Source organism: Sulfitobacter aestuarii, from assembly GCF_042685005.1.
Classification (GTDB): domain Bacteria; phylum Pseudomonadota; class Alphaproteobacteria; order Rhodobacterales; family Rhodobacteraceae; genus Sulfitobacter; species Sulfitobacter aestuarii.
The window spans coordinates 424,643-448,562 of the sequence record NZ_JBHUMP010000002.1; the positions used below are offsets into that span (position 1 = coordinate 424,643).

The following is a 23,920-nucleotide window of genomic DNA, read 5'->3' on the forward strand; positions in this document are numbered from 1 at the left end:
TTGGTTGCCGGGCAGGGCGACCAAAGCGGCGCCGGGCGGATCTGTGGAATGGAAACGGGCGACGGAAGATCCGCCGCCCGATCCTGCGAAGTCGCACTCGCATCAAAGGTCCGAGCGCTGGTCGAAGCGCTCGGACCCCAGCGCGGCTTACATGTCAAAATACTGCTCGCGGGCACGGACGAACGGGCCTTCGGCGATCTCGCTCTTGCCGCGCATCAGGCGCAGAGCCTCAAGGAAGCTCTCGGTGGTGCGCTTGGTCAGATCGTCGCCATTGTCGCGCAGGGAGGTGAGCACCTCCTTGGCAGCCTCGGCACCGGCCTTCATCACCTCGTCGGGGAACTGGCGCATGTTGACGCCATGTTCTTCGACAAGTGTCTTGAGCGCGCGCGGATCATTGGCGGCGAATTCCGAGCCGACCTGATCGTATTCGGCCTGCGAGACGTCACGGACGATCGCCTGCAGGTCTTCGGGCAGGGCCTGGTATTTCGCCTTGTCCACGACCAGCTCGGTCGCCAGACCCGGCTCCACGAAGGAGGGGAAATAGTAGTTTTTGGCGACCTGGTGGAAGCCGAGCGCGAGATCGTTGTAGGGACCGACGAATTCGGCCGCATCGAGCGTGCCCGACTGAAGCGCCTGGAAGATCTCGCCCGCGGCCATGTTGGTCGCGGTGACGCCGAGTTTCTCCCAGACCCGGCCGCCGAGACCCGGCGTGCGGAAACGCAGACCCTTGAGGTCTTCGAGGCTGTTGATCTCGTCGCGGAACCAGCCGCCGGCCTGGATGCCGGTGTTGCCCGACAGGAAACCCTGTACGCCGAACTGGTCATAGACCTCGTCCCAGAGTTCCTGACCGCCCATGTGCCGCATCCAGCCCGCCAGCTCCGCCGAGGTCATGCCATAGGGCACGCCGGTGAAGAAGTTCAGCGCGTCGGATTTGTTCTGCCAGTAATAGGCGGCGGAATGGCTCATCTCGGCGCTGCCGTCGATCACCGCATCGAGCGATTGCAGCGGCGGCACGAGCTCACCGGCGGAATAGACCTGGATGGTCAGGCGACCGCCCGAGGCCGCGGTGATGCGGTCCGCGAGACGCTGTGCGCCGACGCCGAGACCGGGGAAGTTCTTCGGCCAGGTAGTCACCATGCGCCAGGTGATCTTGTCTTGTGCGACGGCCGGGGCCGCCAGCGCTGCGGCACCGGCACCGAGCGCGCCCGCGCGGATGAATGAACGACGATCCATTGTTAAACCTCCATAGACAATGAATTGGGTGCGGCGCAGAACCGGCCGACCTCTGATATGTTACAGACCAGCAGTTCGCCGGGATGTCCAGTGGCGCGCTGCGGAACTTGCAGGGGCAAGGGCCGCGGGATCGTCCTGTTCCGGGCAGCTCGGGGCGCGGTTCAGACGCTTGCCAGCGCGGGTTTGGCGGGTGCGGGCGGGGTGTTTTTGTCCTGCTCGCGTGGCAGGGTCAGCGAGAACAGGCTGCCTTCTCCCTCGACGCTGCTGACCAGCAACTCGCCGCCATGGGCACGCACGATGTCCTGCGAGATCGCCAGCCCGAGCCCGGTGCCGCCGAAGCGCCGCCGGGCCGTGGAATCGACCTGGTGGAAAGGATCGAAGACCTTGCCGAGCTCATTCGCCGGGATGCCGATACCAGTGTCGCGGACCGCGAAGGTGAGCGCGGTGTCCGTTCCCGTGACGCTGAGGGTGATGTTGCCGCTGTCGGTAAACTTGACCGCATTGCCGATCAGGTTGACCAGCACCTGTTGCAGGCGCTGCACGTCGGCGCGAAGGCGGCCTTGGGTGGATTGCACCTCAAAGCGCAGCCCTTTCTGTTCAACCAGCGGGCGCATCTGCTCGGCGACGGGGGTGATGATATCGCCGACCTCGGCCTCCTCAAGCGTAATGGAGAGCCCGCCCGCGTCGATCTTGGCGAGATCCAGTATCTCGTTGATCAGCAGCAGGAGGTTGTTGCCGGAACGCTCCAGCGTCGCCATCGTCTTGCCGAACTGGCCATGCAGCGCATCCAGCGCCGGTTGGATCTCGCGTGCTGCCTCCGGGTGACGGTCGAGCGCGTCCTGCAGCGCCAGCGCGGGCGGCATACGTTCGACGTGACGGGCCATGCGGACATGGCCGAGGATAACGGTCAGCGGGGTGCGCAGTTCGTGGCTGAGCACGCCGATGAAATCGGACTTGGCCTGGTTCGCCGCCTCCGCCGCCATCTGGGCCTGTTTGAACTCGGAGATATCGACCCGCAGGCCGACGATGCTGCCATCGGCCATGACCCTGTCGGAAGTATTGATCACCCGGCCATCGGGGGTCACCTGTTCGACATCCGAAATGCCTTGGCCGCGCATGGTCTGCCATTCGGCGAGCCATTCCTCCTCGCGCCCGATCGCATCCTTGACCGAGCCACGCGCGACGGAAGCGCGCACCATCTCGTCATAGCAAGTGCCGATCTTTACCGATTCGCTGTCGATATGCATGCGTTTGTACATGTCGTTGAAGAGCACGATCCGCCCGTCGGGGTCGAACATGACGAAGCCGTGTTCGAGTGCCTCGATGCCGTTGTGAAGCCGCGTCTCCGCCAGACGGCGGGTCTCTGCAAGCCGCATCACGTACAGGAGCAGGCCGAGCACGGCCGCCACGGCAGAGATAAGGATCAGCCATTGCTGCAGGTAGACGGGCCGCTGCTGTGGCCAGCCGCCCGCGGTGGTCGCGGCGAGTTCCCAATCGCCGAAGGCGAAGCTGAAGGGCAGGGTGACGGGATCGCGCAGGGCAATCTGCGGATCGCCGTGAAAGACCTGCTCGACGCCACCGTCGCGCGCCGGTTCCCGGATCAGCAGGTCATGGCCGGTTTCGAATTCCGCGATGCCGATATTGTCGAGAAAACTCGGATAATCGAGGACGATCGACAGGATGCCCCAGGGCCGGGGCGGTTCGTCCCGGTCTTCTGCAGGCGGATAGAACACCGGTTGGCGCAGGATCAGCCCGAGCCCGCCCTGGACCAGCTCGACAGGCCCGGTGACCAGCCCCCGGCCGCTGCTCAAGGCCTCTTCGACCTTGGGATATTGCGGACCGCCGCGGTAATCATAGCCGAGCGCCTTTTCATTGCCCGCCAGCGGATGCACAAGGGAAATCACCTGATCGCGCGCCGCCGCCATGATCAGCACATCGGGATTCTCCGCGATGAAGCTGCGTGCCCGGGCGGTGAACTCCGCCTGATCGATCTTCGGCTGGAGCCCGATGATGGTCGCCAATTCGTTGAGCTTCAGGATCCGTCCGAAGACCTCGTCCTCGATCCGTTCGCGCAGTTCGACCATGCGGAGCGTCGTGTCGAGCTCGAGTTCCTGCAGGTAGCTCTGATAGGAGAGTTGTTCGATGCGATGGCCGACGCCGAGCATGAGGGCCCCGGCGCTGCCGAGGATCAGCGCGGTTCTGAACCGCCGCAGCCAGCCGGGCTTGGCAAGGGAACGGGTCTTCTCGGTCAATTGTCATCCTCGGCAACAGGGGGGCAAGCGGCGCGACGTCTGAGCCGGTCGCGGTAGCGATACCTTCCGGCAAGGACCGTGCGTTTGCACCGATAATCCAGAGATCGGTGCAGGTTAATCCGCAGCTATGGCGAAAATGAAACGCTCGGGCGCAGCTGTGCGGAGTGCGAAATCGCGGCAATCACCGGGCAGGCGGGACCGTTCACGCCGTTTCCGGATAGACCACCCTATCATCATCGCACTTGCAGGCCCCGTCGGTCGCCTTCGCCGCGTCGGCCCGGCCCGGTGCCATGATGTGAGTGACCTCATGTCCGTTCAGCAGGAGGTAATCGGTGATGATACGGCGATGGCACCGCCACCAGACCGCCTCGGAACACATCATTGCAACGCGCTGTTCGCGCCCGAGCTCCAGCAGGGTCTGAAACGCGGTCTGAAAAGCCTCGCCAAGCGCGTAATCGGCGTAGTTATGGAAGGAACGCAGCCGCCACATCGCGTTGGTCTCGTCCGGCACTTCGGGTTGCTTGGGACGACGTCCGCCGAGATCGGGCATGTGGCGATAACCGATCTGATATTGCGCGAGCAGGTCGGGAAAGGTGTCGATGTTGAAGCCGGGATTGTTGCGCGAACGGGGAAAGGAACGCACGTCGATCAACAGGGTGATCCGGTTCTCGCGCAGCATCTCGATCACGGTTTCCAGGTCTCGGTTGGAATGGCCGATGCTGAAGAAACCGCCGCTCATGACTTGAGCTTGCTCAGCGCCTCTTCCTTATGCGCTGCGATATGGTCGGTCTTGTCGCTCTCGATCTCGTATTGCGGCTCTTCCTCGGAAGCACGCCGCTTGTGACCCTTGTAGGTGAAATCCTTCTCGTGGACCTTGATGATATGCCCGCTGACCCGTCCTGCTTCGGAATTCCAGCTGACGTGATCGCCTTTTGAAAACTTGGCCATTTCGTCCTCCTTTTCGTGGTGGAAACGCGGGTGGGCGCGGCGCGGTTCCTTCGTGTCACGGTTCAGCCGCGCGCCGCCCGTCGGCCGAGCGCCGCGATCACCCTGTCAGCCATGTTCGCGCAGCGGGCACCATCGAACGGGAAGACGCCGGAAAATTCCGCCGCGATATGACGGGACAATTCGTTGCGCAGCATCCGGCGGGCACGGAACAGCCGGGTCTTCACGGTCACCGGCTTGACCCCGAGAAGCTCCGCCACGTCGCGGGTCGGCAAGTCCTGAACGTCGCGCAGCAGATAGGTCAGGCGGAACGGTTCGGGCAGGGCGTCGATCGCCCGCTCGAGAAAGACCCGCACCTGCGCACGCGCGACCTCGGATTCAGGGCCCGGCGGTGCCGCCTGTGTCGAATAGACGGTGCTGTCCGGCTCGGCAGCGAGGGTTCCTGCACGATAATCGTCAAGCTGCACGATGCGGCGGCGGCGTCGCAGCCGACCATAGGCCTCGTTCATCACGATCCGGGTCAGCCAGGTCGCGAGCGCCGCTTCGCCGCGAAACAATTCGAGCCGGGTGAAACCGCGGACATAGGCGGCCTGCACCACGTCCTCGGCCTCTGCATCGTCATCGAGGATGCCTCGCGCGACCCTGAACAGCTGCTGGTTGCAGCGCGCGATCAACAACCGCACCGCCGCCTGATCCTGCGCACGGGCGCGGGCGACGAGTTCGGGTTCGGGCAGATCCTGGAGCGATGCGGCATGCGGCATGGGAAGCTCTCCCCTTTCGGGCCTGCAGGTCATCGGAGGCGCCATGTCACGTCTCCCCGGCCGTGACCCGACCACGGGCGATAATGTCGGAAATCTCCGGCAACCGCGCCAGCGCTTCGGGCGGCAGCCCCGCCGGGGAATAATCGGTGAAATCGTCCGCGCCCGCCGCGGCGACGATGACACGTCCGACCATGCCCGACATCTCGTGCGGGGCGCAATAGTAATCATAGACACCGGGTTCGGTGAGGGCCACTTCGTAGCTCTCGCCGAGCAGCAGATAGCCGCTGTCGAAAGCCGGTGCTTTCGGAGGGATCCGGAGCGGATGATCGGCATTGTCCGGATGATAGGCGGTGGCGGTATGGGAATTGCCGCGATCCTCATTGCGCCAGCGCAGCGTGGTGCCGGGGCGGATCAACAGCCCCGGCGGGTCGAACCAGACCAGCGAGCCGTCCTTGCGGCCTGCCATCACGATTTCCTGCAGCTCGCCGTCGGCGGCCGAGACGAGACGGGGGGCGACGCCGACCAGAAGCGCGGCGCCGCCGAAAAGAAAGACCCTGCGCCGCATGTCACTCGGCCACGCTGGCTTCGCCGTCCGGGGCGACATGCCAGAGCACGATATGCACGTGCGGCTGCTCGACGCCCGGGTGACCGGCATTGTAATAGATATCGGTGTGATCGACGCTGCCGCCCGGCACCGCGAGATTGTCAAAGCTCTGCTCGGGGTTCAGGTCGGCAATCGGGATCATGTAGATCGTGCTGACCACTGCACCGTCCCGGTCATAGGCCACGAAGGGCCCGACGGGAAGGGTCTCGGGATCGACATAGAGCTCGCCGATACCGGGCAGGAAATCGGGCAGCGCCACGAGTTCGCTGACCTTCTGATAGGGTGCCTGCGGCGGGTGGCTCGCGACGGCCTCGGCAGGTGCTTGGGCGAAAGCGGCCGTGACGGGCAGCAGGGACAGGGCGGCGAGGGCGGACAGGAAACGGGTCATCATCAAGGGCTCCTTTAATGGACGGCGCCGGAATTCCGCGCCGTGACGGGCGAAGGATCTCGCTCCGTCTGCCTCATTGGATGGCGCAGCGCGCGAAAGGTTCCCGAAAATTGTCAAGGCCGTCGGAAAATGCAGGCTCCGTGGGTGACCCTTAGCCCTGCAAAGCAATTTTGTCCGGATCGGGTTGCATCTTGGGTTGCGACTGCTAGGTTGCGCCCGAGCAATAGGCGAAGGAATAGCGGCATCTTCTTGGTCCGGTACGACATAACATTGGTTCAAGCCCGCCCTTCGGCGGATCCGCGCAGGGATGCTGTGCGCCAGGAGCTTTCCCGGAAGGTCGCATTTTCAGAGCGTCGGCCGAACTAATTTCGTAACCAGGAGAGATGATATGAAACGCTATGTTTATAGTGCAATTTTGGCTGCCGCCATTGCCCCTGCCTCGGCCTCTGCCGCGGAGCAATGCGGTGAGGTGTCGATCACCGAGATGAACTGGGCCTCCTCGGCCATCGTCACCGCGGTATCGAGCTTCCTGATGGAACAGGGCTATGGCTGTGATGTCACCGTGGTGCCCTCCGACACAACCCCGGCGGTCACCTCGCTGGCCGAGAACGGCGAGCCCGATATCGTCACCGAATTGTGGACCAACTCTGTCGGCGACGTCTACAAGAAGCTCAAGGCCGATGGCGCGATTGTCGAACTGACCAGCGTGCTTGACCCTGGCGGTGTCGAGGGTTGGTGGCTGCCGACCTACCTCGTCGAGGAACATCCCGAGCTCAAGACCATCGAGGGCGTGCTGGCCAATCCCGAGCTGGTGGGGGGCATGTTCAACAATTGTCCCGACGGCTGGGGCTGCCGGGTGGCAAGCGACAACCTGATCCGCGCCTTTGACGTGGAGAGCCACGGTATCGAGATCTTCAACCACGGTTCCGGCGAAACCCTCGCGACGTCGATGGCATCGGCCTATGAATCCAAGGAGCCCTGGTTCGGCTATTACTGGGGGCCGACAACGCCGCTCGGCAAATATGACATGACCAGCATCGACCTTGGCGAATACGACAAGGAAGCGCATCTGGCCAACCAGAACGCCAACACGCCGGACCCGAAACCCTCGGCGTTCCCCTCGGCGCCGGTGCTGACCGTAGTGACCAAGGAGTTCCAGCAGGAACAGCCCGAGATCGCCAAGCTGATGAGCAATGTCACCTTCAAGACCGACACGATGAGCCAGATCCTTGCCTGGCAGGATGAGAACAACGCCACGAACGAAGAGGCGGCGGTCTATTTCCTGGCCAACAACAAGGACGTCTGGGCCGACTGGTTGAGCGACGAGGCGCGCGAGAAGCTGTCCAACCTGCTGAAATAAGCAGCAAGCGGGGCGGGATCATTCAATCCCGCCCCGCAATTTCCTGTTTTGCAAGAACAACAAGAAAGACTGACAGATGAAAAAATCACTGATCGCGGCAGCGTTTGGCGCCGCGGCTGTTCCGGGCCTCGCGGCCGCCGATTGCGGGGAGGTCTCGATTACCGAGATGAGCTTTTCCTCGGCGATCATCACCACCGAGATCGCTGCTTTCCTGATGGAACAGGGCTATGGCTGCGAGGTCACGCGGGTGCCGCTTGAAACCATCCCGGCGGTTACCTCGCTGGCGGAGAACAACGAGCCGGATCTGGTGACGGAGCTCTGGGTCAATTCCGCCGGTGAGGTCTATGACCGGCTGAAGGCCGAAGGCAAGGTTACGGAGTTGACCGAAGTGCTGAAACCCGGCGGGCTCGAAGGCTGGTGGATACCGACCTATCTGGCCGAGGAACACCCCGAGCTGACGACGATCCAGGGTATACTGGACAATCCCGAGCTCGTCGACGGGCGGTTTCACAATTGCACCGACGGTTGGGTCTGCCGGATCATCAACCGCAACAACGCCCGTGCCTGGGGGATGGAAGAAGCCGGTATCGAGATTCTCGATCATGGTTCGGGCGAAACCCTCGCCGCGTCGCTGGCCTCGGCCTATGAGGAACGGAAGCCCTGGTTCGGCTATTACTGGGCCCCGACCGAGATCATGGGGCGGTTCGACATGACACCGGTGGATTTTGGCGCGCTCGACCGCAAGGCGCATCAGGCCAATCTCAATTCCGAGACCGTTGATCCCAAACCGAGCGCCTATCCGCCGAGCCTCGTCTATACCGTGGCCACCACCAGCTTCACCGAACGCGAACCCGAGATTGCCGAGATGATGAGCAAGCTCAGTTTCCAGACCGACGACATGAGCGCGCTGCTCGCCTGGATGGAGGAAAATGATGCCAATGCCGAGGAGGCTGCGGTGCATTTCCTGCGCAGCAATCCCGATCAATGGGCCGATTGGCTGAACGCGGAGGCGCGCGAGCGGCTCGCGGCGCTGCTTCAGTAATTACACGTCAGGACGCTGGCGAATGGCCAGCCGGGAAGGCGGCGCCCTGCGGTGCCGCCTTGATATTTCAATCCAAGGAAGGCGGGACCCGGCCGGGTCTCGAACAAAACACGTATGGCGACGTATGATTTCATTTTCGACCGGCTGGGGCTGCGCAATTGGTGCGGCGGTTCCGAAGCGGGCTCCGGGGGGGCTGACGGCCCGATGTCGATGGCCGATCTGCTCGGCCAGGCCGAAGGCGCGGATGTCGAGGTCTCGGCCTGGGACACGCCCTTTCCCTCGCTCGATGCGCTGAACGACGCCTGCCCGGCGATCCCGCAATCGCGCGACCTGACCACCGGGTTGGAACGCGGCTTTCTCGATATAAAGGACGGGCTCAAGGTCGTTTTCGATCCGCTGACCCAGCCACTGAGCTGGGCGCTCAATGAATCGCTCTGGCTGATGCAGGCGGTGCCCTGGTGGATCATGATACCGGTGCTGATGCTGCTGACCTGGGTCGTCGGGCGCTCGCTGAAGCTGGTCGGGCTGGTCGCGCTGGTCTTCGGTTTCCTCGCCTTCGTGGATTACTACGACTATACCATGCAGACGCTGGCGATCATCTTCGTCTGTGCGATCATATGTGTTCTGCTCGGCGTGCCTATAGGAATTGCGATGTCGCGCAATGACAGGGTGCAGAAGGTGATGATCCCGGTGCTCGACATGCTCCAGACCCTGCCGCCCTTTGTCTATCTGATCCCGCTGATCTTCCTCTTTTCGGTGACCGAGCCCAAGCTCTATGGCATCGCGATCATCCTCTATGCCATCGTGCCGGTCGTGCGTCTCACCGATCTCGGTATCCGGCTGGTCGATCCGGATGTGATCGAGGCGGCGGATGCCTTCGGCATGACCAACCGCCAGAAACTCTTCGGCGTGCAGATCCCGCTGGCGCTGCCCAATATCATGGCGGGCGTCAACCAGACGATCATGATGAGCCTCGCCATGGTGGTGATCGCCTCGCTCGTCTCGGCCCCCGGTCTCGGCGTGCTGGTGCTGCGCGGTATCCGCAGTCTCGAACTCGGGGTCGGCCTGCTTTCCGGCCTCGGCATCGTGCTTCTCGCCATCATCCTCGACCGCGTGACCAAGGCGGCACTGGCGCGGATCAACGCCGCACAACCGCGATAAGGAACCTGTCATGTCTGACGATATCAAGATCAAGATCCGCAATCTCTACAAGATCTTCGGCGCCCAGCCCAACAAGGCGCTCGAGCATGTGCGCAGCGGTATGGGCAAGACAGAGCTTCTGGCCGAGCATAATCATGTGCTCGGACTCAACGACATCAATGTCGATATCCCGGCGGGCAAGACGACGGTCATCATGGGGTTGTCGGGCTCGGGCAAGTCGACCCTGATCCGGCACCTCAACCGGCTGATCGAGCCGAGCGCCGGGGAGGTGATCGTCGATGGCGACAACATCCTCGACTACAACGCCCGGCAGCTGCGCGAGCTGCGCAAGCACAAGATGTCGATGGTGTTCCAGAAATTCGCTCTGCTGCCGCACCGCACGGTGCTGGAGAATACCGGGCTGGCCCCGGCGGTGGAGGGCCAGAGCCTGCGCAAATATGCCGACGAGGCGCGTAAATGGCTCGACCGGGTCGGGCTCGAAGGGCAGGGCGAGCAATACCCCCATCAGCTCTCGGGCGGGATGCAGCAGCGCGTCGGGATCGCGCGGGCGCTGACGTCGAATTCCGACATCATGCTGATGGACGAGGCGTTCTCGGCGCTCGACCCGCTGATCCGTACCGACATGCAGAACCTGCTGATCGAGCTGCAGGCCGAGCTGCACAAGACCATCGTCTTCATCACCCATGACCTCGATGAATCGCTGAAACTGGCGGATCATCTGGTGATCCTGAAGGACGGGTTCATCGTCCAGCAGGGCGAGCCGCAGCATATCCTGCTCAACCCGGCCGATCCCTATATCGAGGACTTCGTCAGCGACATCAACCGCGCCCGCGTGCTGCGCACCCGCTCGATAATGCTGCGCACCACGGAACCGGCCGGAGAAGCGGCGGGCGAGGTCGATCACGACGACACACTGGAATCGGTGATCGAGCTTTCCGGCGGCGATACGACCAAGCATTACCGGGTGATGCGGGACGGTCGACAGGTCGGACTGCTGGAAATGCGCAACCTGGTACGCGCACTGGTGCCCCAGGGCGGCTCCGATGATCCCGAGGCGGCCCGCCGCGCGGGGTGACCGCTCGGGCACGGCGGCGGCACAGTCGGCCGCCGTGCCCCCTCGCCATTGCGAAAAACCCTCTGGAAAGACCTGTTGCGATGCGGCAGACAACGTCGTGACGCCGATAGCAACGCGGCAGGGGCGGAGGGAGAGCGCGATGACCGAACTGCACAAGGGGCACGCTGGCGCAGTGGAGACTTCCCTCGCTGATTTCCTTGCCGCCCATGGGCATGGCGGACAAGCGCTCGAAAGCCTCGCCGCGGATGCCTCGGCCCGGCGCTATCACCGGCTGCCCGGAGAGGGGCTGCTGCTGATGGAGGACCGCACGGATCCGACCGGTTTCGCGGCCTATCTGCGCCTGTCGCGCTTTCTGAATGGCGTCGGCCTGTCGGCACCGCGGGTCATTGCAGCGGATTCCGGGCAGGGGCTCGCACTGATCGAAGATTTCGGCGATCAGACCTATGCTGCCTGCCTCGCCGCGGGAAGGGATGAGACACAGCTATACGAGCTGGCGATCGATGCGTTGCTGCATCTGCATCATCAGAAGGCGGCGCTTCTGCCGGAGCAGCCGCGATACGACCGCGAAACCCATTTGAGGGAATTGCAGATCTTCTGCGACTGGTTCGCTCCCGCAATCGCGCCGGATGTCGACCGGGAGAGCTTCAGCGCCTCGTTTCTCGGGCTCTGGTCGCAGGCCCTGACGCCTCTGGCCGAAAGGTTCGATACGCTGGTGCTGCGCGATTTCCACGTCGACAACCTGATGCTGCTGGAAGGCCGAAGTGGCGTGGCGCGCTGCGGCTTGCTGGATTTTCAGGACGGGGTGATCGGACCTTGTGAATATGACCTCGTGTCGCTGCTGCAGGATGCGCGCCGCGACCTTGCGTCCGGGCTCGAGGCGGTGCTGCTGGCGCGCTATCTCGACGGCGCCCCGGCGCATCTCGGCGCGCCTGCTGACATCCGCCACCGCTATGCCCTGCTGGGTGCCCAGCGTCATGCCCGTATTCTCGGGGTCTTCGTGCGACTCTGTCAACGCGACGCGAAACCACGCTATCTCGACTACATGCCTCGGGTTCTGGCGCAATTCGAACAGGCGCTCGGCGATGCAGGACTCGGCGAAATTGCCGCGCTGCTCGATCGCGACCTGCCGGATTGGCAGATCAAGGGCCGCAAGCTCGCGCTAGGCCGTGATGTGGATCGGTGAAACAGCGTTATATGGTAGGACCGGCCGGACTCGAACCCGCAACCAAAGGGCTATGAGAGGATCCGAAGTTCAGCGAACCGCGAGCTTGCATTTCGATAGAGAATCGGGCGACTAGGCGCGATCAGCCCGCTGCCAGAGTTCTCGCTCCGCCATCCGCCTGCTGCGGCAATTGAGGTGCGAGATGCCGTCCACCATCCATCCCATTCCGTTCGCAGCATTGTCAGGTTCCGCAGCTGTAATAACCGCGGTATCCGGCGCGCAGACCGGCATCGAGTTCGAGGATCAGGTCGGCTTCCTGCCGCCCCGCCGAGACATCGAGCGCACCGTCGTCGCCCGGGGCGGACAGGCGCATTGCAATTCCGTCGGCCATCAGGCTCGGCCCGGTCGTCACTGCGCCTGCATCCTCCGCATCGAGGCGCACCAGATCGCCGGAAATGCGCACCAGCGCCGCGCCGTTCTGGCCCACGGCCAGAACCGGCGGGCTGGTTTCGGTATAGGCGAAGGTGCATGCCGCTCCGTCCGGAAAGAGCTTCGCAATATGCGCGTCCGTCAGAAACTCCGGATCGAGGATCGCGATTTCGGCCGTTGAGAGCGCTTGGGCGAGCGGGACAATCTCGGGTGTTTCGCTGTTTCCTGCTGCCGGTTTATCGCCGTTTGCCTCGATATCCGAGACGAGGAACCGCATTTCGGCAATTTCCTTGTCCTGGGCATAGACGATTTCGTCCGCCAGCTTGCGCACGCGCGTGTCCGAGAGGTTCGAGCGGCTGGAGGTCATGATAGCGATGGAATGGTGCGGAATCATCGCCCGCATGAAGCTTGTGTCGCCCACCGTGACCTGGCTGCGCACCAGCCAGAGGGAACCGGTGAAGGCGATGGCTGCGCCGATGAAGATGGCGGCATTGATCGCCTTGCTCGAATACATCGATCGCATGAAAGCGAGCATGATGATCACCATAGTCGCGCCCATCAGCAGAGCCATGTAGGCGCGGGTTTCCGACCAGAAGACGTGGGAGACGAGGTAAGTGTTCAGATACATCAGCCCGAACATCACCACCGTCGAGGTTGCGATCATCGCGGCAAAGCGTCCGTAGCCCATGCCGCTGCTCTCGTGATTTCCGCTGTCCTGTGCCATGCTGATCGAACCTTCCCTTACCGGTTTGAATCATACCCCCTATAGGTATCCTTAACCAACGCCCGCCGAGATGGTTCCAAAGGAGTGCCGCATGAAAAAGGACAAGCAAAAGACACTGGACCGCCTTGCCCGGCTGGAAGGGCAGGTGCGGGGCATCGCTCGGATGGTCGAGGAAGACCGCTATTGCGTGGATGTCTTGGCGCAGACGGCGGCGGTGCGGTCCGCCCTCAAGGGAGTGGAGCGGATGTTGCTGGAAAACCACGCCCGGCATTGCGTCGAGGATGCGATTGCCAGTGGCGGTGCCGAAGAGCAGCGCAAGAAGTTCAACGAGCTGATCGCGCTGCTGCAGAAAGCGCAGACCTGAACGTCTTCAGCTCCATATACCCTCAAAAGAAAAACCCCGCCAATGATGACGGGGTTTGTCGGCAGTGTGAGGATGGGTTGCCCCATCCTCCTGTCGGTCGGTCGTGTGCGATACGAGGAAAGAAACCGCTCCGACGTCCCATTTCGTCCTAGAAGCCGATCACTAGCGAAACGCCGATCGTGTTGTCGGTCGATTTCAGGCCCGGGGTCGGGTCGGTGTTGTAATCTGTCCGGTAGCTGACGCGGGTGGACAGGTTGTCGGACATCTTGAAGTTCACACCGGCGTCGTTGGAGAGGACGGTGTTCACATCCGAACCGAGAATGTCGGTATCGTTGGTGAAGGACACCGTGTCGGTGAACGCGTAATAATAGCGCGATGACGCGATGAAGCCGACTTCGGTATCAGACTCACCGTTTGCGTCCTTGAAGTAACGCGCACCAGGGCCCGCCTGCACGCGCCAGGTGTGGTTCGGCGTATTCAGCACACGGTAGCCCGGACCGAAGCCCAGGAAGGCGTCGGTTTCGGAGCCGGGCAGGATGGTGCCGGTGTTGTCGGTCAACAGACCGTCAAACTGGAAACGGCCCAGGCCAAACGCGTAGAATTCGGGCGTGAAGTAGCGGCTGGCTTCGTAGGTGCCAAAGAACTTCTCTTCGTTCTTGATGCCGTTGGATTCACCGTACTCGATTGCGAAACCAACCAGATGGTTCCAGGAGCCGATTCCGTAGGTCAGACGGCCTGCGCCTGACAGCTCACCGGTGTCGGTGTTACCGGATGTGCCGGAAGCCGTCAGAGCGAACGAACCGCGCCAACCCTGGGCGACGCCGTTGGGGCCGAAACGCTCGGCATCCTGACCGCGGCGCTGGTCGCGCTCGACTTCGGTGGTGATGTCGTCGATCTGGTCGTTCAGATCGGTGATGCCTGTGATGGTGTTTTGTGCCGAAACAGGGGCAGCGACCAACAATGCCAGCGCGGAAGCGGCGGCATATTTTACAAGAGAGTCCATGGGTCAATCCTTCCTCAAAAGAAGTGATCCGAACCGTGAATGGTCCGAAAGCATCTCTGCTGAGGACGGGTTTACGGGCTCGGTTGACTTGAGGAAAATTCGAATGACTTATGTATAAAGAGATTATTACTCACTTGTCATAGTGGTCTGAGTGCCAGGCTCGTAATCTTCCATGGTTTCCAACTCGTCGACGAGGGATTCCTGATCTTTTTCAGCCGCTTGAACAACGAGCTCCAATGTGGTCCGGGCTATTCGTGCCAGATCCTCATCAAGGTCATCTCGCCAAACAACCCAGGACGGATAGGGAAACCGTGGCGCATCCGCCACAACATGAAGTTTCTTTCCATCCAGATAGCGCCGAACTGACCGCGCAGGCAGAAATGCCGCCGCTCTTCGGTTGACGACATACTCCATTGCCAGTGCCCCCAGCGCCATTGACCGACCAGAATCCGTCAGGTGAGGCAGCGCGATAGCGAGCGCGTGGATAAACTCCGGGCCCCAATCGACGGACACAAAATCAGTGAGGGTCTCCAGGGTTGCGTCTGGATAGGAGGTCACAAGGATCAGTTCGTCATCAATTGCGGGTTCGACAATCAATCCGGGTCGCAATTGTGGCGTATAAAGGAGTGCGGCCTGCACAACGCCTTCCACCAGAAAGCGGGTGATGCGGTCCGTCATGCCGACTTCCGCATGCACGCTCAGTTCCGGCATTTCCAGCTGGAGGGCATCGATCCAGCGAAAGCCCAGTCCGGGCCATAGAGAATATTGAGCGCCGATACTGAACGCCCGTGAATAGCCTTCGGGAATGGCAATCTGCTGCCGGGCCTCCTCCCAGATCTTCAACAGGCTCAGCGCGTAGGGCTCGAACTGCACGCCTTCGGGCGTGAGGACCGCTCCGGCCTTGGACCGCGTGAACAGTTGATGCCCAAGACTGTCCTCCAGGCGCTGTATGCGCAGGCTGATGGCGGATTGCGTGACAAACAACCGATCACGCGCCGCGACGAAGGATCCGGTATTGGCGACTTCGACGAAGGTCTTGATCAGGGTTATGTCCATGCTTCATCTACAAGTAAGACGCGCTTCAAGCATTATTCTTATTCGTTATTAGAATATTGCGAAACCCTTTATGAAAGTGTCAGTAAAGCGAAGGATGCAAGGTTTCATGATTGGATCCCGGTGGGTCGGGGGTGTCGCGCCCTTGTCCTGTCCCTTCGGAGTTACTTTGCGAGACAGTCGAAGACTTGACGCAGCAGAAAGGAAATTGAGTATGTTGAATGCAAAAGCTGTACTTATCGCCGCAATGATCAGCGCGCTGGCAAGCCTCTCTGCGTGCTCCACCGAGCGGATCGTGGATAACACCGTGGACGCAACTGGCTTCGTCGCCAAAACCGCGGTCAAAGGCACCGTTGGCGCGGGCCGACTGGCGGTCAAAGGGGCCAAAAAGGTTTCCGGCGCCGATTAAGATGCGGCGCTCGATCCAGGGCAAGCCTAGCTGAATGGCGCGCTGAGGGGCGCGCCATTTTTCAGGTAACTTCGCTGCAAAAAGCGCATACTTTGGGCGACGCACGCCTGGTTTCGACCGCTTCGGGGCGTTCCGGTTCTCCGGCACCGTTGCCAGTCATCTTGAGCTGTCACGAGCGCGTTCAAAGCGGTCGTTTTATCCAGCGGGAAATCACGCCAACAATGCCTTCGCGGAACAGCAGCACGCCAATGACGAAGATGACTCCCTGGATCACCGTGACCCAGGCGCCGAAGGTGGCGAGGTAATTCTGCATCGTCACGATGATCGCCGCGCCGACAAGCGGGCCGAAGATCGTGCCCATGCCCCCCAGCAACGTCATCAATACGACTTCACCCGACATTGCCCAATGCACATCGGTGAGCGATGAGAGCTGGAACACCTGGCTTTTGAGGGCTCCTGCCAGACCTGCGAAGGTGGCCGAAAGGACAAACACCATCAGCTTGTAGCGGGTTACGTTGTATCCCAGCGAGATAGCCCGCGGCTCGTTCTCGCGGATTGCCTTGAGAACCTGGCCGAAGGGCGAATGAACAATTCGGTAAAGAAACAGGATTCCGGCGAAAGTCACCGCAAGTACGAAGAAATAAAGCGCCACGTTGTCCTCGAGCGAGAACAACCCGAACAGGTCGCCGCGCGGCACCGATTGAATGCCATCTTCACCGCCGGTGAAAGGCGCCTGCAGCGAGAAGAAATAAACCATCTGCGCGAAGGCCAGTGTGACCATCGCGAAATAGATACCCTGTCGCCGGATCGCGAGAAAACCGATGGCCAGCCCCAGTACCCCGGCTGCCACCGTGCCGCAAAGCACCGCAAGTTCCGGGGTCAGGCCCCAGACCTTGGCGGCATGGGCAGCGACATAGCTCGCCCCTCCGAAATAGGCCGCATGACCGAAAGACAATAGACCGCCAAAACCCAGCAACAGGTTGAAGGCCGCCGCGAAGAGCGCGAAACACATCACTTTCATCGCGAAGACCGGGTAGACGAGGAACGGCAGGGCGACGAGGAACACCAGCAACATGGCAAAAATAACCTTGTGCAGCCGGGGCATCCCCGCCTGCTGCGCTGCCGACGTTGCCATGGTGGAATCTATGGCGGTCTTCTCCATTACGCGGTCCTTCCGAAAAGCCCTTCAGGCTTGATAAGCAACACGATTGCCATGATGACAAAGATCACCACGGCCGAGCCCTCGGGGTAGAATACCCGCGTGAGCCCTTCGATCAGACCGAGCATGTAGCCGGTCAGGATCGCCCCCATGATCGACCCCATGCCGCCGATCACCACCACGGCGAAGACTACGATGATAAGGTCGGCGCCCATGTTTGGATTGACCGAATAGATCGGCGCGGCCAGCACCCCGGCAAAGCCTGCCAGTGCCACGCCAAACCCATAGGTCAGCATGATCATCAGCGGCACGTTGATCCCGAAGGCTCCCACCAGCGTCGGGTTTTCCGTCGCGGCCCGCAGATAGGCGCCAAGCCTTGTCTTTTCGATCATGAACCAGGTTCCAAAACAGACAAGGATCGACGCCACGACGACCCAGGCGCGATAGTTGGGCAGGAACATGAAGCCGAGATTGCGCCCGCCCGAGAGCGCCTCGGGGATCTGATAGGGTAGACCGGAAATGCCGTAGTAATTGCGAAATAGCCCCTGAATGATCAGCGCCAGACCGAATGTCAGCAGCAACCCGTAGAGGTGATCGAGGTGATAGAGCCGCGACAGCATCGTCCGCTCCAGCAGCACCCCGAAGGCGCCCACGATAAGCGGTGCGAGAATGAGCGCGGGCCAGTAGCCGATGCCGAGGTATTCCAGCAGCATCCACGCCACGAAAGCCGCCGCCATATAGAGCGCTCCATGAGCGAAATTGATGATATTGAGCAGGCCGAAAATCACCGCCAGTCCCAGTGACAGCACCGCGTAAAAGGAGCCGTTGATCAGTCCCAGCAAAAGCTGTCCCAGCAGGACCTGTGGCGGTATTCCCAAAAGCTCGAACATTTCCGTGCCCCTCCGCAGCGGATGGTCAGACAGACATGTGCCCGGCCCCCCGGGCCGGACACATGCATTGACGGTTTACTTCTTGGAAAAATCGCATTCTTCCAGCATCGGCAGGAAGGCGTCTTCTCCGCTGATGGTGGAGATTTGATTGTAGAGATCCCATTCACCTTCGGATTCGTCGGGCTTCTTCACCTCGAAGAGATACATATCGTGGATCGCCCGGCCATCGCCGCGCACAGTGACCTTGCCGAAGAGCGGATCGTCGATGTCCATCTCCCGCATCTTGGCCACGATCGCACGGCCATCCTCGGCGCTACCAAGTTCCTCGACCGCCGCGAGATAAGCCATGGTGGCGGAATAGGCGCCGGCATGCACCATCGTCGGTTTCGCACCCATCTGTTCCTCGAAACGGGCCGACCATGCGCGTGTGGCGTCGTTCTGATCCCAGTAGAAGGCCTCGGTCAGGTTCAGACCCTGCGCCGTTTCGGCCCCCAGCGAATGCACGTCGGTGACGAACATCAAGAGCGCGGCCAGTGACTGGCCAGCCTGGGTGATGCCAAATTCCGACGCCTGCTTGATCGCATTGACAGTGTCGCCACCAGCATTGGCCAGGCCGATCACGTCCGCACCCGAACCCTGAGCCTGAAGCAGGAAGGACGAGAAATCCTGCGAGGGGAAGGGATGGCGCACATTGCCCACGACTTCGCCGCCATTGTCTTTGACAACCGCCATGGTATTTTCTTCAAGGGAATGACCAAAGGCGTAATCCGCGGTCAGGAAAAACCATTTCTTGCCGCCTGCGTTGGTTACGGCACCGCCCGTTCCATTGGCCAGAGCGGCGGTGTCATAGGTCCAGTGCACGGTCGTCGGCTGGCATTGTTCGCGTGTCAGGCTGGTGGAGCCGGCGCCGGAATCCAACAGGACGCCATTGGCGTCTGCGGTAATATCGGCCACCGCGAGAGCCACCGAGGAAGTCGGCACGTCAACGATAGCATTCACGCCGTCCACGTCATACCACTGGCGCGCGATGTTGGAGCCGACATCGGGTTTGTTCTGGTGATCGGCCGAGATCACCTCGACGTTCATACCCTTCTCGGCGGCGCCGAAATCCTCGACGGCCATGCGTGTCGCGACGGCGGAGCCTTCGCCCGAGAGGTCGGCATAGGTGCCTGAGCGGTCATTGAGCACACCCAGTTTCACGTTGATATCCTGCGCCAGTGCGCCGCTCGCGCCAAGCGCTCCCAGCGCTGTGCTCAGGGCCAGTTTCTTCAGCATGGTTTTCCTCCTGTTGTGACGCATATTGGCGCCGGTTATCGCTACACACCCAGATAGGTCTGGAGTTTCTCGCTGTTGGCTTCGAGCTCGGCATTGGGGATCATGTCGATCACCTTGCCCTGTTCGACTATATAGTGCCGGTCTGCCACCGAAGCGGCGAAGCGGAAGTTCTGTTCCACCAGCACGATGGTGAAGCCCTCGTTCTTCAATGCCGCGATGGTCCGGCCGATCTGTTGCACGATGACCGGTGCCAGCCCTTCAGTCGGCTCGTCCAGCAGAAGCAGCTGCGCCCCGGTGCGCAGAATCCGCGCAATGGCAAGCATCTGCTGTTCACCGCCCGAAAGTTTGGTCCCTTGGCTGCGGCGACGTTCCTTGAGGTTGGGGAAAAGATCGAAGATCCGCTCCACGCTCAGCCCGCCATCGGCAATGCGCGGAGGCAGCATGAGGTTCTCTTCGACGTTGAGCGAGGAAAATATGCCGCGTTCCTCGGGGCAAATTGCGATACCGGCGCGGGCTATCTGGCGCGGCTGCATGTCGATGGTTTCCCTGCCGATGTAGCGCACGGAACCAGTGCGGCGCGGCAAGATGCCCATCACGCCCAATAGTGTCGATGTCTTACCGGCACCATTACGTCCCAGAAGCGTGACCACTTCGCCGCGCTGGACTTCGAAATCGATGCCATGCAGCACATGGCTTTCACCATACCAGCCGTTCAGGTCCTTTACGGTCAGGAGACTCTCGTTACTCATACTCCGCTCCGATATAGGCTTCGATAACCTCGGGAGCGGTGGATACGGCGGCATAATCGCCTTCGGCAAGAATTTCGCCCCGGGCCAGTACGGTGATCTTGTCGGACAGGTCGGCCACGACCGACAGGTTGTGTTCGACCATGAGGATGGTGCGGTTCTTGGCAACTTGACGGATCAGTGCCGAAATACGCTCCACGTCCTCCTGCGCCATGCCTGCCATCGGCTCATCCAGCAACAGCATCTGGGGCTCCAACGCCAGGGTCGCGGCGATTTCAAGCGCACGTTTGCGGCCATAGGACAATTCCGCCGCGCGGTGATGCAGGAACTCGGTCAGCCCGACCTCTTCGATATAGCCACAGGCGATGTCGTCATACTGGCTCAGGCTTTTTTCCGAGCGCCAGAAATCAAAGCTTTCACCCCGGCGCCGCTGCAAGGCCACGCGCACGTTTTGAAGAACGCTCAGATCGGGAAAGACCGCTGAGATCTGAAATGAGCGCACCATGCCCAGCTTCGCAATGTCAGCGGGTTCCATACGGGTGATGTCCCGCCCCTCGAAGACGATCCTGCCACGTGTCGGCTTAAGGAATTTGGTCAGAAGGTTGAAACAGGTCGTCTTGCCCGCCCCGTTCGGGCCAATCAATGCGTGAATCGTACCTTCTTCTACCTTGAGGTTCACGTCTTTCACTGCGACGAACCCCTTAAACTCCTTTGTCAGCCCGGTAGCTTCCAAAACTATGCTCACGTCGAGACCATTCCTCTAAACCCTCCCCAATGCCCCATGTGTACCAAAGTATACAGCTAGAGCGCGCATCCTTAGTCCACGATCTGCGTGTCGTGGTAATCGGTGTAGAGACTATATGATTGCGGCGATGTTCACGTTTGTAAACGTTAATTGTCAAGATTTATGGGCGTTTAGACCAGATGATATTTTTCGAAGCGACTGAGCGGCATTCAGCATCCGAGGATATGGCACCGAGCCAAAGTGGCGGCGCCGCTCGGATATCATTCCGCTCTTTGCCCAGCCAATCCAGCATTCTGCAGAGCCTCTCGTTCTCCCGGCCTGATCACTGCGGGATCATACGGTGCCCGGGAAAAGACGTCGTGCACCATTGGCTCGAAGAAATCGATGGGAAGGGTGTCGTAGGCTGGATCAAAGCTTGCCTGATCCCAGCGTTCGCAAAAATCAGCGCAGTCATCGAAATACTTGTGGCCGTTGTAAGCGTCGCGCTTATGCTGGTTGCCGCCGACGTGATGGCCGTAATAAAGCATTTGGAAATCGCCGTGTTTTTCGACCACCCAGGTGCATTGTTCGCGAACGAACGGACGAATGATTGTAGCGGCATATTCATCATGGTTATAGGGCGCATAGATGTCGCCAATGTCGTGCAAGAGGGCCGAGACGATCCAATCGATATCAGCTCCGTCACGATAGGCCCGGGTGGCGGACTGCAGGGAATGACCAAGACGAGAAACCTGGTAACCTGAGAGACCTTCGTCCAGGTCAACCAATGCTGCCAGCAGACGGGACGCGGTGCCTTTGGTATACGCAACTTCGTGCTCGGTCAGGAATTGGTACTCTTCCGGAGTCCCGTCTTTCATCTGGGTGAATTTAACGCGATCCATGAGTTTGATCCTTCGTCATCAATGGGCCAACCTATTCGGCGTCACTTGTTCTCACCTTGGGCTGAGAGCGGCGTTTGGTAAAGTACGGAAATTGGCTTGGCGATCAGCAAAATTGATCTCGTCTCACTGTCTGATGACGAAGAGAACAAGATGCTGCGCGGCGTATGAGTGACCGGCATTGGTCCGGCGTCTGTGTTTGTTGTGCTGCAAGATGGGCGTGCCCAAGTGTGTTGATCAAATATCTCGCACGAGCACGCCGCAGGGCGTTCAGGTCATGCCGCCGCGCTGCTTCAGCGCGGCGGCGTCGGTTCAGCGCACGTCAAGCGCGTTCTGATAGCTGACGACGGGGGACCAGTCCGGGCTGACTTCGGGCAGAGCCTCGGGCGCGAAGTCGGCGAACATGTCGTCGGCATAGACGACGTTGCCGCCTGTCACGGTCAGCACCGATTCCAACGACATGATGTCCTCCTCGGGAACCGTGAAATAGTCATCCGACAGGATCGCGAAGTCGGCATACATGCCTTCCTCGATCTTGCCCTTCACGTCCTCCTCCTGCGAGAACCATGCACTGCCCGAGGTGAATATGCCGAGCGCTTCTTCGCGCGACAGCCGGTTGGTCTCGTCCCACAGCTGAAAACCACCCACGGTCTTGCCCGTGACCAGCCAATAGAGCGATGGCCATGGGTTGTAGCTGCTCACACGGGTACCATCGGTTCCGGCGCCGACGGGAATGCCCATATCTAGCATCTTGCGCACTGGTGGGGCGGCCTTTGCAGCATCGGCGCCATAGCGGTCGACGAAATATTCACCGGCAAAGGCCATGCGGTCCTGAATGGCGATACCGCCGCCAAGCGCCTTGATGCGTTCTAATTCCGCATCCCGCACGGTTTCGGCATGGTCGATCGCCCAACGGGGGGCAAACTCGCCCTGTTCCTCGTTCACCTGCTCGAAAACATCCATGATCAGCGCGATGCTGTCACCATAGGTCGCGTGCTGGCGCAGCGGCCAACCGGCTTCGACCAGCATTGTGGTGACCGCGTGCAGATCGCCACGCGGATCCTGCCCTTGGGCTTCGCGTTCGGCCAAATCGGGGGCAGGGGCCATGAAGTTTTCCCAGTCGCCAACGCTGTGAACCAGAAATTCGCCCGCGCCGTCCAGCTCGTAGCCATGATCCAGATGCGCGTCCTGATTGACCCCAACCTCGTTGTTCGCGATCCAATCCTTGAACTCGGCGATTTCACCGCCCGGATCCTGCGCAAAGAGGTAGTAGCTCATCCGCAGCGGCAGCCCATCATTGGTCGCGATATTGTTGGAGCCAACGTAATCCTCGGGGAACACATGCCCGCCGCCACCTGCGTCGATTGACGAGGTGAGACCAAGCCGGTTCAGCTCTCGGTAGTAGTGCTTGGTCGAGTTCACCATGTCCTCTTCGGACATTTGCGGCAGCGCGCCGATGGTTTTGTAGAGGATGGAGGGGTTCGGTTCGGCATGTAGGATCGCGCCGCCGTTCTCAAGAATCTCAATACGCGAGCCATCGGCTGTCTCGGTCTCTGACGTATAACCCAGTGTCTCTACACCAGCCTTATTGAGGAAGCCTTGGCTGTAGAGGAACAGCACAAAAACCGGCGTGTCGGGTGCGGCTTCGTTCAGTTCATCAACGGTGGGCATCCGGTTTTCTTCGAATTGATAGGGGGACCAGCCACCGATAACGCGGACCCATTCGCCCTCAGGCACACGATCTGCTTCGGTACGGATGCGCTCCAGCGCCTCTTTGAGCGTCGGGATGCCGTCCCAACGGGTTTCGAGGTTGTAGAAACGTCCACCTCGGATCTGATGGGAGTGTGAATCGTTCAAGCCCGGAATGACAGTCCGGCCGTCGGCGTCGATCACTTGCGTATCATCGCCCCGATAGGCTTCGATGTCGTCGTCGCTGCCTAGTGCTACGAATGTCCCGTCGCGCACGGCAAAGGCGGTGGTCTCTGATGTCGCTGCGCCATCGGCAAAGACGGTGCCAGCGTTCATTACGATAAGATCGGCCGCCTGCTGATCTTGGGCTAAGGCGGGCGTGCCTGCGATCAGGGCGCTCAGCGCCACACTGCGCAGGGCAGTATTTTTGAAAGTCAGCATTGTGTCCTCCAGTTCTAACAGGGTGCTGATTTAGTCGCTGATCCGGAACGCTATCCCTTCAACGGCGCCGGTTCGGGTGATCTTCTCACTTGTCGACGGGTGTGAGGCGCGCATGTGGCGGCGTGTTCCTGC

24 protein-coding genes are annotated in these 23,920 nt (G+C 60.9%); 7 read left to right on the forward strand and 17 right to left on the reverse strand.

The annotated features are described in order from the left end of the window. Positions 1-147 precede the first annotated feature (147 nt). From ACFSUD_RS04325 to ACFSUD_RS04355, 7 genes are all read right to left on the reverse strand, one after another. Positions 148-1,233: a TRAP transporter substrate-binding protein gene (locus tag ACFSUD_RS04325; protein WP_386371800.1), complete on the reverse strand. Its 1,086-nt coding sequence runs from the start codon at positions 1,231-1,233 to the stop codon at positions 148-150. Between the two features lie 161 nt (positions 1,234-1,394). Further along, a complete protein-coding gene (locus ACFSUD_RS04330) occupies positions 1,395-3,485 on the reverse strand; it encodes an ATP-binding protein (RefSeq protein ID WP_386371802.1) in 2,091 nt (696 codons plus the stop codon). Positions 3,486-3,687: 202 nt separating this feature from the next. After that, entirely contained in the window at positions 3,688-4,224 is a 537-nt protein-coding gene (locus ACFSUD_RS04335; protein ID WP_386371804.1) for a DUF488 domain-containing protein, read from the reverse strand. Then, positions 4,221-4,433 carry a hypervirulence associated TUDOR domain-containing protein gene (locus ACFSUD_RS04340; protein ID WP_386371806.1) on the reverse strand — a complete coding sequence of 71 codons (213 nt, stop codon included), beginning with the start codon at positions 4,431-4,433 and terminating at the stop codon, positions 4,221-4,223. Before ACFSUD_RS04340 ends, ACFSUD_RS04335 begins: the two co-directional genes overlap by 4 nt. 62 nt (positions 4,434-4,495) lie before the next feature. Then, positions 4,496-5,191 (reverse strand): RNA polymerase sigma factor, encoded by a 696-nt coding sequence (locus ACFSUD_RS04345; RefSeq protein WP_386371808.1) that lies wholly within the window; start codon positions 5,189-5,191, stop codon positions 4,496-4,498. Between the two features lie 46 nt (positions 5,192-5,237). Next, on the reverse strand, positions 5,238-5,756 hold the full coding sequence (locus tag ACFSUD_RS04350; RefSeq protein WP_386371810.1) for a plastocyanin/azurin family copper-binding protein: 519 nt from the start codon (positions 5,754-5,756) through the stop codon (positions 5,238-5,240). Between the two features lies 1 nt (position 5,757). Beyond that, entirely contained in the window at positions 5,758-6,186 is a 429-nt protein-coding gene (locus ACFSUD_RS04355; protein WP_386371812.1) for a DUF5602 domain-containing protein, read from the reverse strand. A gap of 385 nt (positions 6,187-6,571) precedes the next feature. On the opposite strand from ACFSUD_RS04355, the gene ACFSUD_RS04360 reads away from it, so the two are divergent. The 5 genes from ACFSUD_RS04360 to ACFSUD_RS04380 all read left to right on the forward strand — a co-directional run bounded on the left by ACFSUD_RS04360 (position 6,572) and on the right by ACFSUD_RS04380 (position 12,004). Then, positions 6,572-7,543: an ABC transporter substrate-binding protein gene (locus ACFSUD_RS04360; protein ID WP_386371813.1), complete on the forward strand. Its 972-nt coding sequence runs from the start codon at positions 6,572-6,574 to the stop codon at positions 7,541-7,543. A 76-nt stretch (positions 7,544-7,619) separates the two neighbouring features. Then, positions 7,620-8,585, forward strand: coding sequence for an ABC transporter substrate-binding protein (locus ACFSUD_RS04365; protein WP_386371815.1), 966 nt, complete (start codon positions 7,620-7,622; stop codon positions 8,583-8,585). Positions 8,586-8,699: 114 nt separating this feature from the next. Continuing rightward, positions 8,700-9,746 carry an ABC transporter permease gene (locus ACFSUD_RS04370; protein ID WP_386371817.1) on the forward strand — a complete coding sequence of 349 codons (1,047 nt, stop codon included), beginning with the start codon at positions 8,700-8,702 and terminating at the stop codon, positions 9,744-9,746. A 10-nt stretch (positions 9,747-9,756) separates the two neighbouring features. Continuing rightward, entirely contained in the window at positions 9,757-10,821 is a 1,065-nt protein-coding gene (locus ACFSUD_RS04375) for a quaternary amine ABC transporter ATP-binding protein (protein WP_386371819.1), read from the forward strand. Positions 10,822-10,960: 139 nt separating this feature from the next. Next, positions 10,961-12,004 carry an aminoglycoside phosphotransferase family protein gene (locus tag ACFSUD_RS04380; protein ID WP_386371821.1) on the forward strand — a complete coding sequence of 348 codons (1,044 nt, stop codon included), beginning with the start codon at positions 10,961-10,963 and terminating at the stop codon, positions 12,002-12,004. 220 nt (positions 12,005-12,224) lie between these two features. On the opposite strand, the gene ACFSUD_RS04385 is transcribed toward ACFSUD_RS04380, so the two are convergent. Then, positions 12,225-13,100, reverse strand: coding sequence for a DUF305 domain-containing protein (locus ACFSUD_RS04385; protein WP_386371885.1), 876 nt, complete (start codon positions 13,098-13,100; stop codon positions 12,225-12,227). Between the two features lie 127 nt (positions 13,101-13,227). On the opposite strand from ACFSUD_RS04385, the gene ACFSUD_RS04390 reads away from it, so the two are divergent. Then, positions 13,228-13,500, forward strand: coding sequence for a metal-sensitive transcriptional regulator (locus tag ACFSUD_RS04390; RefSeq protein WP_386371823.1), 273 nt, complete (start codon positions 13,228-13,230; stop codon positions 13,498-13,500). Between the two features lie 148 nt (positions 13,501-13,648). On the opposite strand, the gene ACFSUD_RS04395 is transcribed toward ACFSUD_RS04390, so the two are convergent. Both ACFSUD_RS04395 and ACFSUD_RS04400 read right to left on the reverse strand, forming a co-directional pair. Further along, on the reverse strand, positions 13,649-14,503 hold the full coding sequence (locus ACFSUD_RS04395; RefSeq protein WP_386371825.1) for a DUF481 domain-containing protein: 855 nt from the start codon (positions 14,501-14,503) through the stop codon (positions 13,649-13,651). A gap of 126 nt (positions 14,504-14,629) precedes the next feature. Further along, positions 14,630-15,559 carry a LysR family transcriptional regulator gene (locus ACFSUD_RS04400; RefSeq protein ID WP_386371827.1) on the reverse strand — a complete coding sequence of 310 codons (930 nt, stop codon included), beginning with the start codon at positions 15,557-15,559 and terminating at the stop codon, positions 14,630-14,632. A gap of 211 nt (positions 15,560-15,770) precedes the next feature. Between ACFSUD_RS04400 and ACFSUD_RS04405 the strand changes: the two genes are divergently transcribed. Next, entirely contained in the window at positions 15,771-15,965 is a 195-nt protein-coding gene (locus tag ACFSUD_RS04405) for a hypothetical protein (RefSeq protein ID WP_386371829.1), read from the forward strand. Between the two features lie 181 nt (positions 15,966-16,146). Here the strand turns inward: ACFSUD_RS04405 and ACFSUD_RS04410 are convergent, their stop codons facing one another. From ACFSUD_RS04410 to ACFSUD_RS04440, 7 genes are all read right to left on the reverse strand, one after another. Beyond that, on the reverse strand, positions 16,147-17,127 hold the full coding sequence (locus tag ACFSUD_RS04410; protein ID WP_386371831.1) for a branched-chain amino acid ABC transporter permease: 981 nt from the start codon (positions 17,125-17,127) through the stop codon (positions 16,147-16,149). Beyond that, positions 17,127-18,014, reverse strand: a complete 888-nt coding sequence (locus ACFSUD_RS04415) for a branched-chain amino acid ABC transporter permease (protein ID WP_386371833.1) — start codon at positions 18,012-18,014, stop codon at positions 17,127-17,129. The genes ACFSUD_RS04410 and ACFSUD_RS04415 overlap by 1 nt, the downstream gene beginning before the upstream one ends. A gap of 75 nt (positions 18,015-18,089) precedes the next feature. Then, positions 18,090-19,289 (reverse strand): ABC transporter substrate-binding protein, encoded by a 1,200-nt coding sequence (locus ACFSUD_RS04420; protein WP_386371835.1) that lies wholly within the window; start codon positions 19,287-19,289, stop codon positions 18,090-18,092. A 41-nt stretch (positions 19,290-19,330) separates the two neighbouring features. Beyond that, positions 19,331-20,038: an ABC transporter ATP-binding protein gene (locus ACFSUD_RS04425; RefSeq protein WP_386371837.1), complete on the reverse strand. Its 708-nt coding sequence runs from the start codon at positions 20,036-20,038 to the stop codon at positions 19,331-19,333. Next, positions 20,031-20,780, reverse strand: coding sequence for an ABC transporter ATP-binding protein (locus ACFSUD_RS04430; protein ID WP_386371839.1), 750 nt, complete (start codon positions 20,778-20,780; stop codon positions 20,031-20,033). The genes ACFSUD_RS04425 and ACFSUD_RS04430 overlap by 8 nt, the downstream gene beginning before the upstream one ends. Before the next feature lie 260 nt (positions 20,781-21,040). Continuing rightward, positions 21,041-21,661 (reverse strand): HD domain-containing protein, encoded by a 621-nt coding sequence (locus ACFSUD_RS04435; RefSeq protein ID WP_386371841.1) that lies wholly within the window; start codon positions 21,659-21,661, stop codon positions 21,041-21,043. Between the two features lie 309 nt (positions 21,662-21,970). Next, positions 21,971-23,788: an amidohydrolase gene (locus ACFSUD_RS04440; RefSeq protein WP_386371843.1), complete on the reverse strand. Its 1,818-nt coding sequence runs from the start codon at positions 23,786-23,788 to the stop codon at positions 21,971-21,973. Between the last annotated feature and the right edge of the window lie 132 nt (positions 23,789-23,920).

Coding starts and splice junctions, on each gene's coding strand:
- ACFSUD_RS04325 (WP_386371800.1), bottom strand. CDS start 1,233: ATGGATCGTCGTTCATTCATCCGCGCGGGCGCGCTCGGTGCCGGTGCC.
- ACFSUD_RS04335 (WP_386371804.1), bottom strand. CDS start 4,224: ATGAGCGGCGGTTTCTTCAGCATCGGCCATTCCAACCGAGACCTGGAA.
- ACFSUD_RS04340 (WP_386371806.1), bottom strand. CDS start 4,433: ATGGCCAAGTTTTCAAAAGGCGATCACGTCAGCTGGAATTCCGAAGCA.
- ACFSUD_RS04345 (WP_386371808.1), bottom strand. CDS start 5,191: ATGCCGCATGCCGCATCGCTCCAGGATCTGCCCGAACCCGAACTCGTC.
- ACFSUD_RS04350 (WP_386371810.1), bottom strand. CDS start 5,756: ATGCGGCGCAGGGTCTTTCTTTTCGGCGGCGCCGCGCTTCTGGTCGGC.
- ACFSUD_RS04355 (WP_386371812.1), bottom strand. CDS start 6,186: ATGATGACCCGTTTCCTGTCCGCCCTCGCCGCCCTGTCCCTGCTGCCC.
- ACFSUD_RS04360 (WP_386371813.1), top strand. CDS start 6,572: ATGAAACGCTATGTTTATAGTGCAATTTTGGCTGCCGCCATTGCCCCT.
- ACFSUD_RS04365 (WP_386371815.1), top strand. CDS start 7,620: ATGAAAAAATCACTGATCGCGGCAGCGTTTGGCGCCGCGGCTGTTCCG.
- ACFSUD_RS04370 (WP_386371817.1), top strand. CDS start 8,700: ATGGCGACGTATGATTTCATTTTCGACCGGCTGGGGCTGCGCAATTGG.
- ACFSUD_RS04375 (WP_386371819.1), top strand. CDS start 9,757: ATGTCTGACGATATCAAGATCAAGATCCGCAATCTCTACAAGATCTTC.
- ACFSUD_RS04380 (WP_386371821.1), top strand. CDS start 10,961: ATGACCGAACTGCACAAGGGGCACGCTGGCGCAGTGGAGACTTCCCTC.
- ACFSUD_RS04385 (WP_386371885.1), bottom strand. CDS start 13,100: ATGGGCTACGGACGCTTTGCCGCGATGATCGCAACCTCGACGGTGGTG.
- ACFSUD_RS04390 (WP_386371823.1), top strand. CDS start 13,228: ATGAAAAAGGACAAGCAAAAGACACTGGACCGCCTTGCCCGGCTGGAA.
- ACFSUD_RS04395 (WP_386371825.1), bottom strand. CDS start 14,503: ATGGACTCTCTTGTAAAATATGCCGCCGCTTCCGCGCTGGCATTGTTG.
- ACFSUD_RS04400 (WP_386371827.1), bottom strand. CDS start 15,559: ATGGACATAACCCTGATCAAGACCTTCGTCGAAGTCGCCAATACCGGA.
- ACFSUD_RS04405 (WP_386371829.1), top strand. CDS start 15,771: ATGTTGAATGCAAAAGCTGTACTTATCGCCGCAATGATCAGCGCGCTG.
- ACFSUD_RS04410 (WP_386371831.1), bottom strand. CDS start 17,127: ATGGAGAAGACCGCCATAGATTCCACCATGGCAACGTCGGCAGCGCAG.
- ACFSUD_RS04415 (WP_386371833.1), bottom strand. CDS start 18,014: ATGTTCGAGCTTTTGGGAATACCGCCACAGGTCCTGCTGGGACAGCTT.
- ACFSUD_RS04420 (WP_386371835.1), bottom strand. CDS start 19,289: ATGCTGAAGAAACTGGCCCTGAGCACAGCGCTGGGAGCGCTTGGCGCG.
- ACFSUD_RS04425 (WP_386371837.1), bottom strand. CDS start 20,038: ATGAGTAACGAGAGTCTCCTGACCGTAAAGGACCTGAACGGCTGGTAT.
- ACFSUD_RS04435 (WP_386371841.1), bottom strand. CDS start 21,661: ATGGATCGCGTTAAATTCACCCAGATGAAAGACGGGACTCCGGAAGAG.
- ACFSUD_RS04440 (WP_386371843.1), bottom strand. CDS start 23,788: ATGCTGACTTTCAAAAATACTGCCCTGCGCAGTGTGGCGCTGAGCGCC.